We start from the raw sequence: 12,841 nt of genomic DNA, 5'->3' as shown, positions 1-12,841 counted from the left end.
CGGAGATTCGGCCCATCGATCGACGTCCTTGACTTTGTCCTGGTGCCGCATGGACTATTAGGAAACTTTCCTAAAAGGAGGCACGAGTGCACCCCACCAGGCTCTTCGCCGCCGCACTGCTCACCGTCTCCGCCGCGGTCGCCATCCCCGGCACCGCGCAGGCCGCCGCCCCCGGCCTCACCGCCGCCTACTCCGCCGCGAACTACGGCACGTACTGGGTCGACAAGTACGTGGTCAGCAATCCGACGAGCGCCCCCGTCACCGGTTGGACCCTGGAGTTCGACGTGCCCGCCGGGCTCACCGTCGGCACCGGGTACAACGGCACCGTCACCCGGACCGGCAACCACGTGACTGTCGTGAACGCGCACTACAACGGGACCGTGGCGGCCGGCGGGAACACCGAGCCCTACAGTTTCTGGTTCATCGCCACCGGCACCAACACCGAACCGCTGAACTGCCGCATCAACGGCAACAAGTGCGACGGCAGCGCGGACCGCGCCCCGAACGCGCCGTCGGGGGTGGCGGTGACCGGCCGCACCACGAAGACCGTGTCCCTCGCGTGGACCGCGCCGGCGGCGACCGACTTCCCGGTCGCGGGCTACGACGTGTACCGCGGCGACGTGCTGGCGGCGTCGGTCACCGCCAGCACGGCGACCGTCACCGGGCTGGCCCCGAACACCGCGTACAGCTTCACCGTGCGGGCGAAGGACACCCGCGGCAACGTCTCCGCCGACAGCGCCCCGGTCAGCGCCACCACGCTCAACCCCGCCAACGACACCACCGCGCCACCGGCGCCGGGGAACCTGCGCAGCACCGCCCGCAGCGCGGTGAGCGTGACCCTCGCCTGGAACGCGGTCACCGACGCGAGCGGCATCGCCGGCTACGACGTCTACCGCGGCTCGACGCTCGTGGCGACGTCCACCGGCCTGTCGGCCACCGTCGCCGGGCTCGCGCCGCTGACCGCGTACACGTTCACGGTGCGGGCGCGGGACACGTACGACAACACCTCGCCCGCCTCGGCGCCCGTCACCGTCACCACCGACGACGCCGTCGGCGCCGGCAACTACGCGAAGGTCGGCTACTTCGTGCAGTGGGGCATCTACGGCCGGCAGTACTTCGTGAAGAACCTCGACACGTCCGGCGCCGCGGCCAAGCTCACCCACCTCAACTACGCGTTCGCGAACCTCGACCCGGTCAACCTCACCTGCCTGCAGGGCGTCACCCGCGGCACCACGCAGAACCCGCAGGACCCCGACCAGGGCACCGGCGCCGGCGACGCGGACGCCGACTACGGCCGCCCGTTCAGCGCCGCCCAGTCCGTCGACGGCGTCGCCGACACCGGCTGGGAGACCCTGCGCGGCAACTACAACCAGCTGCGCAAGCTCAAGGCGAAGTACCCCAACCTGAAGGTGCTCATCTCGCTGGGCGGCTGGACGTACTCGAAGTACTTCTCCGACGCGGCCGCCACCCCCGCCTCGCGGGAGAAGCTGGTCCGCTCCTGCATCGACATGTACATCAAGGGCAACCTGCCGACGTACAACGGCGCGGGCGGTCCCGGCTCCGCGGCCGGCATCTTCGACGGCATCGACCTCGACTGGGAGTGGCCCGGCGCCGAGGGGCACCCCGGCAACCACTGGAGCGCCGCGGACAAGGCGAACAACACCCTGCTCCTGGCCGAGTTCCGCAAGCAGCTGGACGCGCTGGGCGGCAAGCGGTACCTGCTGACCGCCTTCACCCCGGCCGACCCGGCGAAGATCGCGGCCGGCTGGGACATCACCCGCAACGACGGCACGCCGAGCGTCTTCGACTCCCTGGACTTCGCCAACGTGCAGGGCTACGACTTCCACGGCGCCGGCAGCGACAACTCGTGGGAGCCGAACCGGACCGGCCACCAGGGCAACCTGTACGGCGACGCGCAGGACCCCTACTCCTTCACCTTCAGCGTGCAGAACGCCGTCGCCGCGTACACCTCGGCCGGCGTCAACCCGCGCCAGCTCACCGTGGGGTTCGCCTTCTACGGCCGGGGCTGGCAGGGCGTCACCGCCGGCACCACCAACGGCGAGTGGCAGCCGGCGACCGGCGCCGCACCCGGCCAGTTCGCCGAGGAGGCGGGGACCCGCGGCTACGCCAACCTGCTCGCCATGGTGCCGGGCTGCACCGTGTACCACGACGTCCAGTCGATCGCCACGTCCTGCTTCACCGGCAACGGCGGTCAGTGGTGGACCTTCGACGACACCTGGTCGATCGCCCAGAAGACCGCCTGGCTCAAGCAGCAGAACCTGCTCGGCGGCATGATCTGGGAGATGTCCGGCGACACCACCTCGGGCACCCTGATGACCGCCCTCAACACCGGTCTCTGACCGCGGCCGCGTGATCCGGCGACGCCGGGCGGCCACGGCTGCCCGGCGTCTTGCGGGCCATGAGGGTCAGGCGGGGACGGCGAGGGTGCCGAGGGCCAGGGCGGCGGCGCCGTAGAGGCCGCCGTCGCGGCCCAGGGTGCTGGCCTCGACCCGGAGCCGGCGCAGGAACGCCATGCCGCCGCGGTCGGCGAGGGACCTGCGGATCGGGTCGAGCAGCACGTCGCCCGCGGCCGCCACCCCGCCGCCCACGACCACGCGGTCGATGTCGCAGAGCGCCGCCGTGGTCAGCAGGGCGGTGGCGAGGGCATCGGCGGCGCGGTCGAACGCGGCGAGCGCGACCGGGTCGCCTGCCTTCGCGTCGGCGGCGAGTGCCCGGGCGTCCGGGGGCAGGGCCGGGCGCCAGCCGTTGGTGAGGGCCCAGCGGGTCATGGCGGGGCCGCTGGCGATGGTCTCGACGCAGCCGACGGCGCCGCACGGGCAGGGTTCGCCGTGCGGGTCGACGGTGATGTGGCCGATGTGGCCGGCGTTGCCGGTGGCGCCGAGCCAGGGGCGGCCGTCGATGACGAGACCGCCGCCGATGCCGGTGGACACGACGATGCCGAGGAGTGAGCCGCCGGCCGTGCCGCGCCACCATTCGCCGAGGGCGACGCACTGGGCGTCGCCGGCCATCGTGACGGGGATGCCCGGCAGCCGGCCGGACAGGGTGCCGGTCAGCGGGAAGTCCCGCCAGTCGGGGATGTTGACGGGGCTGACGGTGCCGAGCGCGCGGTCGAGCGGGCCGGCGGTGCCGACGCCGACGGCGTCGACGGCGCCCTCCAAGGGGGACTCGAGGGTGGACACGACGTGGTGCAGGACCTCGGTCGGGTGGCGGCCGGCGAGCGGGGCCTCCACCCGGTGCAGGACGGTGCCGTCGCCGGTGATCACGGCGGCGGCGAACTTCGTGCCGCCGATGTCGAGGGCCAGGACCCGCGGGCCCCAGCCGGTCACGGCCGGGCCTCGTTGACGCAGCGCAGGACCGGGTGGGCGAGCAGCGCGCCCGGATCCGGCAGCGCGGCGGACGTGACGGTGAACGTGGCGGTCTCCCCCGGCAGCAGGGTCACGAGGAGGTCGTCGACGGACGCGCCGGGGTCGAGGCGGTCGGGGAACAGCGCGAGCTCCCGCAGGACGGTCGTCGCCGTGACGGTGACCTCGTAGCCGCCCGGGACCGCGGTGACCGTGCCCGTGCAGGCGGCGACCGGGTAGTCCATCGCCGGGTCCTCCTCGAAGCACCGGATCGCGCGGGTCTCCCCCGCGGAGGCGACGATCAGCTCCCGGCGCGGGTCGCCGGGCGTCCCGACGGCGGCGGGCAGCGGGACCGGCAGGGACGACCGCGGCGGCACCGAGACGGGGACCGACCAGGTGGCCAGCTCCGTGCCGTCCAGCTCCAGCCGGCGCGCCAGCAGCGTGCCGGTCCATGCGGACGCGTGGTCGTTGACCAGGGTGACCCCGCCGTCCTGGAAGGTGAGGAGGCGGTCGGCGTACGCGCGGCGCAGCTCGTACCACAGCGGTTTGCGCCGCCCGGCACCGTCGACCGCGGCCCAGGAGGTCACCGGCCAGCAGTCGTTGAGCTGCCAGATGACCGTGCCCATGCAGTACGGCATGAGCGAGCGGAACCGTTGGACGCCGAACGACACGGCGCGGGCCTGGTTGAGCTGCGTCAGGTAGTGCCAGTCGTCGAACATGGCCGGGGCCGGGAGGTGCGCGCCGAGGCCGCGCAGGAGCTTGTCGTTGCCGCCGGTGGCCTTCTGGTGGTGCAGCACGCCCGGCGAGTCCGGCGCCAGGGGTTCGTCCGACACGGCGGCCCGCAGCGTGGCGTACACCGGCGGACCCTGGAAACCGAACTCGGCGACGAACCTGGGGGTGTAGTCCGCGTAGCGGGTGTAGTCGTCGCTGCCCCACACGGTCCAGATGTGCACGGTGCCGGTGCTCGCGTCGTGCACGTCCCGGTCGGGCGCGCCGGAGTAGGGGCTGCCGGGCCAGTACGGGCGGCCCGGGTCCAGCTCGGACACCACCCCGGGCAGCACGTCGTGATACAGCGCGGCGCCCCAGCTGAGGTCGCCGAGCTCGTCCGGCCAGCCCCAGTGCTGATGGCCCTCGATGTTCTCGTTGTTGCCGCACCACAGCACCAGGCTCGGGTGGGGCATGAGCCGTTCCACGTTGTCGCGGGCCTCGGCCGCCACCTCGGCGGCGAGGTCGTCGGGGTACGCGGCGCACGCGAACGGGAAGTCCTGCCAGACGAGCAGGCCGAGCCGGTCGGCGAGGTCGTAGAAGTCGTCGGACTCGTAGACGCCGCCGCCCCACACCCGCAGGGCGTTGGCGCCGGCACCGATGGCCTGGCCGAATCTCGCCTCGAGGTCGGCGGCGGTGGTACGGGCGGGGAAACAGTCGTCCGGGATCCAGTTGAAGCCGCGCACGAAGACGGGGGTGCCGTTGACGACGACCCGGAAGGCGTCGGTCTCCAGCTCGACGGTGCGCAGGCCGATCATCCGGGACCAGACGTCGTCGGCGGCGGTGACGGTGAGCTCGTAGCGGTGCTGGTCCCCGTACCCCAGCGGCCACCACAGCCGCGCGTCGGCGACGTCGAGCGACAGCGTGGCGGTGCTCGCCCCCGCGGCGATCTTGCCCTCGGCGCGGTGCCCGTCGATCGTGGCGGCGACCGCGACGGCGCTGCTGTCGGACGCGCGCTCGATCTCGACGGTGACGTCGACGCCGTCGGCGCGGACCTGCGGGCGGACGGAGGCGAGCCGGGCGCCGGACCACGAGTGCAGGCCGGCGGCGCGCCAGATGCCGGCGGTGACCAGCGTCGGGCCCCAGTCCCAGCCGAAGTTGCAGGCCATCTTGCGGATGAACTGGTACGGCTCGTCGTACGGTCCGGGCCGGGCGCCGAGCCGCGCCTCCTCCGCCTCGGCGTAGGCATACGGCGCGGTGAACCCGATCCGCAGCGTGTTGCCGCCCTCGCGCACCAGCCCGGTGACGTCGAAGCGGTGCCGGCGGTGCATGTTGGCGGTCCGGCCGACGAGGGTCCCGTTGAGCTCGACGGCGGCGATCGTGTCGAGGCCGTCGAAGACCAGGTCGACGCGGTCGGACCCGTCCGGCGCCCAGTCGAACGCGGTCGCGTAGGTCCAGTCCGTCCGGCCGATCCAGCCGAGCCGGGTCTCGTTGTCGTCGAGATACGGGTCGTCGATCAGCCCGGCGGCGAGCAGGTCGGTGTGCACGCTGCCCGGGACGGTGGCGGGCACCTGGGCAAACTCGCCGCCGGACAGGGTCCAGCCGTCGTGCAGCGCGCGGTACATGCTCAACCTCATCGCGTGTGGAGTGAACCGAGTAAGTAGCGATTGACGGTAACGGCGGCTGTCACGACCTGTCAACGCGTGCGGTGACCCGCTAGCATCTGTGAACCGAGAAAGGCGGACCGTGGTGAAACGACCGACCATCGCCGACATCGCCCGCGAGGCGGGGGTCTCCAAGGGGGCCGTGTCCTACGCGCTGAACGGCCGGCCGGGCGTGTCCGCGGCCACCCGGGAGCGCATCCTGGCGGTCGCCGACCGCCTGCAGTTCCACGCCGACAGCAACGCCCGCGCCCTGGCCGGGGCCAAGACCCGGGTGGTCGGGCTGACCCTGCGCCGGCCGCCGAGCACGCTCGGGGTCGAGCCGTTCTTCATGGAGCTGATCAGCGGCATCGAGCTGGAGCTGTCCCGGCAGTCCTACGCGCTGCTGCTGCAGATGGCGCCCGGCCGCGACGAGGAGCTCGGCTTCTACCGGCGGTGGTTCAGCGAGGGCCGCGTCGACGGCGTCCTGGTCTGCGACGTGCACGTCGGCGACCCGCGGGTCAGCACCCTGCAGGAGCTGGGCCTGCCCGCGGTCGTCATCGGCCCGCCCGACGTCAGCGGCACGCTGACCAGCGTCTGGAGCGACGACGAGCAGTCGATGGTCGAGGCGGTGGAATACCTCGCGGCGCTCGGGCACCGGCGGATCGCCCGGGTCGGCGGCATCCCGCAGCTGGCGCACACCGCGATCCGCACCGCCGCGTTCACCGGCGTCTGCGCCCGGCTCGGCATCGCCGACGCGGTGACCGTGCCCGCGGACTACACCGGGGAGGCGGCGGCCAGGGCGACCCGGAAGCTCCTCGGCGGCCGGGCGGTCGGGGGCGGGCCGCCGACGGCGCTGCTCTACGACAACGACGTGATGGCCGTCGCGGGGCTCACCGCGGCCCGCGAGCTCGGCGTCGCCGTGCCGGCCGACCTGTCGATCGTGGCCTGGGACGACTCGCCGATCTGCCGGCTGCTGCACCCGCCGCTGACGGCGCTGACCCGCGACATCGGCGCGTATGGCGTGCAGGCCGCCAGCACGCTGCTCGCGGCGATCGCCGGCGAGGCCGTGACCAGCACACACGGCGCCCCGGCGCACCTCACGCCACGGGGCAGCACCGCGCCGCCGCGCACGTCCTGACGCCGGTCCGCGCCGGCGCGCGTCTCGGTAACGGATTGGTAAAGGGGTCTTCCGGATCTGCTGACAACGGTGTCATTCTGCGTTCGCTCCCACTAAAACGCTTTAGACACCCCATCCGAAGGAAGCCTCATGTACCGACGAACACTCGCGGTCGCGCTTGCCCTCACCCTCGCCGCGCCGCTCGCCGCGTGCGGCGGGTCGGATCCCGCGACGTCCGCCGACGCCGTCTCCCCCACCGACCCCGGCGCCGTCTCCGGCGAGATCACCGTCCTGACCAACCGCACCGACCTCGTCACCGACGGCACCATGCAGAAGTACGCCGACCAGTTCAAGGCGCTGTACCCCAAGGTCACCGTCAAGTTCGAGGGCGTCACCGACTACGAGGGCGAAGTCAAGATCCGGATGAACACCGAGAACTACGGTGACGTCCTGCTCATCCCCAACACCGTGGTCACCGAGGACTACCCGAAGTACTTCGCCTCCCTCGGCTCCGCCGCCGACCTCAGCGCGAAGTACAGCTTCACGGACAAGGCCAAGGTCGCCGACAAGGTCTACGGCGTGGCCGGCTTCGCCTACGTCAACGGCTTCGTCTACAACAAGGACGTCTGGACCCAGGCCGGCGTGACGACCTGGCCGACCACGCCCGCGGAGTTCATCACCGCGCTGCAGGCGATCAAGACGAAGACCGGCGCGACGCCGTACTACACCAACTACCACGACGGCTGGCCGCTGAGCTCCTGGTCGTCGGTGGTCGGCTCGGTCAGCTGCGACCCGAAGGCCAACGACAACCTGGTCAAGACCGACCCGTGGGCCGACGGCGCGGACATCGCCACCGGCGACCAGCTGCTCTACGACATCGTGAAGAACAAGCTGTCCGAGGCCGACCCGACCACCACCAACTGGGAGGACTCGAAGGGCCAGATCGCCACCGGGAAGATCGCCACGATGTGGCTCGGCTCGTGGGCGATCGCGCAGATGCAGGACGCGGCGAAGAAGGCCGGCAAGGACCCGTCGGTCATCGGCTACATGCCGTTCCCGAAGCAGGTCGGCGGCAAGTTCTGCTCCGTCGTCGCGCCCGACTACCAGTACGCGATCAACAGCCACTCCAAGAACAAGGCCGCCGCCCGCGCCTGGTTCGACTGGTTCATCGACAAGTCCGACAGCGCCGCGGTCAACCAGGCGATCTCCGCCGTCAAGGGCGCTCCGCTGCCGCCGGCCATGCAGCCGTTCACGGCCGCGGGCGTGCAGTTCATCGAGCTGTCGCAGGCCGACGCGGCCAAGCTCACGAAGATCGACAACGCCTCCGAGGTCGGGATCAGCAAGCCCGAGTACCGGCAGAAGCTCGTCGACACCGCCCGCGGCGCCGCACCCGGCGACGCCAAGGCGATCTTCACCGACCTGGGCAAGCGCTGGACCGAGGCCGCCAAGACCCTCGGCTGACCTGCTGTTTTGTTGAGGCGCCGCCCAGCACGGGCGGCGCCCTCGCCCCCGACGGAGCGCCCCCGTGAGAACCCGCCTGACCCCCTGGCTCTACCTGTTGCCCGCCCTCGTGCTGCTGATCGCCTTCACGTACATCCCCGTCGGCAGCATGATCTCCTACAGCTTCACCGACTGGGATGGCCTCGACCCCGACCCGGCGTTCGTCGGCGTGGACAACTACGTCCAGCTCTTCACCCGTCCCGAGCTGTTCTCGGTCTTCCTCGTCAGCGTGTACTACCTGCTCGCCGCCTTCCTGCAGACGGCGCTGGCGCTGTACTTCGCGTTCATCCTCAGCTTCAAGCTGCGGCTGCGGAACCTGTTCAAGGGGATCCTGTTCTTCCCCTATCTCATCAACGGCGTCGCCGTGTCGTTCGTGTTCCTGTACTTCTTCCGTCCCGGCGGCACGCTCGACGCGGTCCTGGCACTGGTCGGCGCGAACCCGGACAAGCTGTGGCTCGGCGACCCCGACCTGGTCAACGTCTCACTGTCCGGGGTGTCGGTGTGGCGCTTCCTCGGCCTGAGCTTCGTGCTGTTCCTGGGCGCGATCCAGGCGGTGCCGCCGGAGCTGCACGAAGCCGCCGAGCTCGACGGCGCGAACCGCTGGCACGTCTTCCGCCACATCGTCGTGCCCGGCATCAAACCGATCCTCAGCCTCAGCGTCATCCTCGCCGTGTCCGGGTCGCTGTCGGTGTTCGAGATCCCCTTCGTCATGACCGGCGGGGCGGGCGACAGCAAGACCTTCGTCATCCAGACCGTCAAGCTCGCCTTCCAGTTCAACAAGTTCGGGCTCGCCTCGGCCGCCGCCGTCGTGCTGCTGCTCATCGTGCTGCTCGTCACCTGGGTGCAGCGGCGCCTGGTGCCGGAGGAAAGGACCGACCTGACATGAGCAGGTTCCTCAAATATCTGTCGCTCGTCGTCGCGTCGGTCGTCGTCCTGCTGCCGCTGGTCTCGGTGTTCCTCACCTCGCTCAAGACCCCGCAGGAGATGGTCGGCGGCGGCGACCCCCTCGCCCTGCCCGCCGACTGGACCAACCTGTCCAACTACGCGACCGCGTTCACCAACGGCAAGATGCTGACCGCGTTCGCCAACACCGCCGTCATCCTCGTCGTCTCCGTCGCCGGGACCGTGCTCATCGGCTCCCTCGCCGCGTACGCCATCGACCGCTTCACGTTCCGCTTCAAGAAGGTCGTCGTCGGCGCGTTCCTGGTCGCCACGCTCGTGCCCGGCGTCACCACCCAGGTCACGACGTTCCAGGTGGTGGACTCGCTCGGCGCGTTCGACTCGCGGTGGGCGCCGATCCTGCTGTACCTCGGCACCGACATCGTCGCGATCTACATCTTCGTGCAGTTCATGCGGAGCATCCCGGTGTCCCTCGACGAGGCCGCGCGCCTGGACGGCGCCTCCACGTTCCGCATCTACCGCAGCGTCATTCTGCCCCTGCTGCGCCCGGCGATCGCCACGGTCGTCATCATCAAGGGCATCTTCGTGTACAACGACTTCTACATCCCGTTCCTCTACATGCCGTCCGAGGGACTCGGCACGATCTCCACGTCGCTGTTCCGCTTCAAGGGGCCGTTCGGCGCGCACTGGGAGACCATCTCCGCCGGCGCGATCCTCGTCATCGTGCCCACGCTGCTGCTGTTCCTGTTCCTGCAGCGGTTCATCTACAACGGCTTCACCTCCGGGGCCACGAAGTGACCTCCCCGCTGTCCTTCAGTGCGAGAATGCCTTGGTGACACGGCGGCCCACCATCAACGACATCGCCGAAGCCGCCGGGGTCTCCATCGGCGCCGTGTCGTTCGCGCTCAACGACCGGCCCGGCGTCTCCGCCCGCACCCGCGAGCGCATCCTCGCCATCGCCGCCGAGATGGGCTGGCAGCCCAGCGCCGCCGCCCGCGGCCTGTCCGTCTCCCGCGCCGAGGCGATCGGCCTGGTCATCGCCCGCGACGCGGCGACCCTGGGCGTCGAGCCCTTCTACATGAAGTTCATCGCCGGCCTGGAGACCGAGCTCTCGGCGACCGGCACCGCCCTCGTCCTGCAGGTCGTCGCCGACCACGACCGGGCGATCGACGCACTGCGGTCGCTGTGGGCGGCCCGGCGCATCGACGCCACCATCCTCACCGACCTGTGGGCCGACGACACCCGGGTCGCGGCGCTGACCGCCATGGGCCTGCCCGCCGTCCTGGTCGGCCACCCACGCCCCGGCTCCTCGATCCCCGCCGTCTGGAGCGACGACGCCGCCGCCCTCACCGAGGCGCTGGCATACCTCGCCGCGATCGGCCACCGGCGCATCGCCCGCGTCGCCGGCCTGGCCGCCCTGGAACACACCCGGATCCGCACCCTGGCCTTCCGCGCCGCCGCCACCCGCCACGGCCTGGAGTCCGCCGAGGTCGTCGACACCGACTACACGTGGGAGGCCGGCGCCTGGGCCACCGAGCAGCTGCTGACCTCGTCCCGCCCGCCGACCGCCATCACGTACGACAACGACATCATGGCGACCGCGGGGCTGCACGTCGCCCGCAAACTCGGCCTCGACGTCCCCGGCCAGCTGTCCATCATCGCCGGCGACGACTCCCAGCTGTGCGAGATGGCGTACCCGGCACTGAGCGCCCTGGCCCGCGACGTCCACGCGTACGGCGCCAACGCCGCCCGTACCCTCCTGTCCCACCTGGACGGCGCCCCACCCACCGACTTCCAGGACGCCACCCCCCGCCTCCTCCTCCGCGACAGCTGCTCCCCCCCGTAACCGTCAGCTGTTTCCCGCTGTCACCCGCTCTGTCGCCTCCGGCGATAGGGCTCGCTGCCCCACGCTTCGCGCGGGTCCCGCCGGGGGGATTCTCACCCCCGGAGCCCCCCAATGCGCCGCTGCGCGACGCACTGCCAGCGCGCAGAGCGCGCGGCAGCCTCCTACGCATCCGCGTGCCATCCCCGGTGGCTCACCGCCGCCGTTTTCCATGATCCGGCCAGTTGGTCGCTGGCCGGGTTGGCTGTTTCCGTGATCCGGAAGACCTTGTGCACCCCTGGCTACACAAACTCTTCCGGACGCTTCTATAGGGATGGTGATCGGGCCCGGGGTTCGTGATCCGTTAGGTTCGATGCCGGTTGTGTGGGTGTGACTCACTCATGATCTGACCGCGGTGGCGTGTGTCCTTTGTTCTGGACCTGTCCGCTCGCATGGCCGGCGTCGACCCGAGGTGCCGTGCTGGCCTGATCAGAAGCCTGTCCGTGTTCGTAGCACGTGACTCATCACAGATATCCCGCCAGGTGCTTTCCCGGGCCGACGCCGTGTTGACGGCGACTCGTCCACTCGAAAGGAAGCACCGTCATGCCTATGGTGACAGACCGGCCCGGTCCTGCCTGCGGCCCTCGTTCCGCACCTTCCGCGGGGTGGATGGTGGGGGTGGACACCCACACCGACACCCATGCTGCGGCACTGGTGGATCGGCTGGGCACGGTCCATGCCAGGGTTGAGCCAGGGTTGAGGTCTATGCCGGCCCGGCCGGATACGCGCAGCTGACCGCGTGGGCCGCCGGTCTGGTCCCGGCCGGCGAACGGTTGGACTGGTCGGTGGAGGGCACCGGCTGCCACGGCTACGACCTCGTCCGGCACCTGCACGCCGCTGGTCACGCCGTGATCGAAGCCCCGAAACCGGTCAGTTCTCGCCGGCGCCGTGGTGGGAAGTCCGACCCGATCGACCCCGATCGACGCCGTGCACGCCGCCCGCACCGCCCTGGCCGTCGCTGCTGAGCCCGGCTCCCGTAACGCCGTTCCCCGCGCGGACGGCCGCCGCGAAGCACTACGCATTCTGCTGGTCACCCGCCGCCACGACACCGACACCCGCACCGCCACCATCAACCTGTTCAAATCCCTCATCCTCGGCGCTGGCAGGCGCTGGCACCCTGCGTGAACAGCTCCGCGGCCTCAGTACCCCTCAACAGGTCCGCGCCGTGCTCACCCTGCCCGACGACACCACCAACGACCTGGAAACCCAGATCAGGGTCCATGCCCTGCGCCGTGCCGCCGCAACGATCCACGCACTGACAACCGCCGTCAACCACAACGAGAAACAGCTCCGCGCCCTGATCGCAGAGGCCTGCCCCGGACTGCTCGACCTGCCCGGCGTCGGACCGGTCACCGCCGCAGCCCTGCTCACCACCTGGTCCCACCACGGCCGCGTCCACAGCGAAGCCGCGTTCGCCGCACTCGCCGGCACCAACCCACTCCCCGCCAGCTCCGGACGCATCACCCGGCACCGACTCAACCGCGGCGGCGACCGCCAACTCAACGCCGCACTCCACACCATCATCACCACCCGCCGCCGCATGAACCACCCAGCCACCAACACCTACATCACCCGACGCACCACCGAAGGCCGCAGCAGCAACGAAATCCTCCGCTGCCTCAAACGCTACGCAGCCCGAAACCTCTACCGATACCTCCAAACCAACACCATCGCTTGACAAAACCCTTCACAGATCATGAGAAAGCGGCGGGGGCGGGGCAGCGGCTAGGAT

General features: G+C 70.9%; 10 protein-coding genes. 8 read left to right on the top strand and 2 right to left on the bottom strand.

What is annotated here, in order from left to right:
- Window positions 1-86: 86 nt before the first annotated feature.
- Window positions 87-2,360, top strand: coding sequence for a glycosyl hydrolase family 18 protein (locus tag ACZ6TV_RS40470; protein WP_465304200.1), 2,274 nt, complete (start codon window positions 87-89; stop codon window positions 2,358-2,360).
- Window positions 2,361-2,426: 66 nt separating this feature from the next.
- On the opposite strand, the gene ACZ6TV_RS40465 is transcribed toward ACZ6TV_RS40470, so the two are convergent.
- Complete coding sequence (locus ACZ6TV_RS40465) at window positions 2,427-3,347, bottom strand: ROK family protein (RefSeq protein WP_465304198.1); 921 nt, start codon at window positions 3,345-3,347, stop codon at window positions 2,427-2,429.
- Window positions 3,344-5,704: a glycoside hydrolase family 2 protein gene (locus ACZ6TV_RS40460; protein WP_465304196.1), complete on the bottom strand. Its 2,361-nt coding sequence runs from the start codon at window positions 5,702-5,704 to the stop codon at window positions 3,344-3,346. The genes ACZ6TV_RS40465 and ACZ6TV_RS40460 overlap by 4 nt, the downstream gene beginning before the upstream one ends.
- 112 nt (window positions 5,705-5,816) lie before the next feature.
- Here ACZ6TV_RS40460 and ACZ6TV_RS40455 point away from each other — a divergent pair, with 112 nt between their 5' ends.
- The 7 genes from ACZ6TV_RS40455 (at window position 5,817) to ACZ6TV_RS40425 (ending at window position 12,787) form a co-directional block, all read left to right on the top strand.
- Window positions 5,817-6,848 (top strand): LacI family DNA-binding transcriptional regulator, encoded by a 1,032-nt coding sequence (locus ACZ6TV_RS40455; RefSeq protein ID WP_465304194.1) that lies wholly within the window; start codon window positions 5,817-5,819, stop codon window positions 6,846-6,848.
- Window positions 6,849-6,977: 129 nt separating this feature from the next.
- On the top strand, window positions 6,978-8,288 hold the full coding sequence (locus tag ACZ6TV_RS40450) for an ABC transporter substrate-binding protein (RefSeq protein ID WP_465304192.1): 1,311 nt from the start codon (window positions 6,978-6,980) through the stop codon (window positions 8,286-8,288).
- Between the two features lie 64 nt (window positions 8,289-8,352).
- The gene (locus ACZ6TV_RS40445; protein ID WP_465304190.1) at window positions 8,353-9,213 is read left to right on the top strand and encodes a carbohydrate ABC transporter permease; all 861 of its coding nucleotides are present in this window, start codon (window positions 8,353-8,355) and stop codon (window positions 9,211-9,213) included.
- The gene (locus ACZ6TV_RS40440) at window positions 9,210-10,025 is read left to right on the top strand and encodes a carbohydrate ABC transporter permease (RefSeq protein ID WP_465304188.1); all 816 of its coding nucleotides are present in this window, start codon (window positions 9,210-9,212) and stop codon (window positions 10,023-10,025) included. The genes ACZ6TV_RS40445 and ACZ6TV_RS40440 overlap by 4 nt, the downstream gene beginning before the upstream one ends.
- Window positions 10,026-10,056: 31 nt before the next feature.
- Complete coding sequence (locus ACZ6TV_RS40435) at window positions 10,057-11,073, top strand: LacI family DNA-binding transcriptional regulator (RefSeq protein ID WP_465304186.1); 1,017 nt, start codon at window positions 10,057-10,059, stop codon at window positions 11,071-11,073.
- A gap of 963 nt (window positions 11,074-12,036) precedes the next feature.
- Window positions 12,037-12,234, top strand: coding sequence for a hypothetical protein (locus ACZ6TV_RS40430; protein WP_465304184.1), 198 nt, complete (start codon window positions 12,037-12,039; stop codon window positions 12,232-12,234).
- Window positions 12,235-12,274: 40 nt separating this feature from the next.
- On the top strand, window positions 12,275-12,787 hold the full coding sequence (locus tag ACZ6TV_RS40425) for a transposase (RefSeq protein ID WP_465304182.1): 513 nt from the start codon (window positions 12,275-12,277) through the stop codon (window positions 12,785-12,787).
- Window positions 12,788-12,841 lie beyond the last annotated feature (54 nt).

It is taken from the genome of Dactylosporangium sp. NPDC051087, from assembly GCF_055586325.1.
The sequence above is the reverse complement of the archived record's forward strand: the minus strand, read 5'-3'. Positions and strand labels throughout refer to the sequence as shown.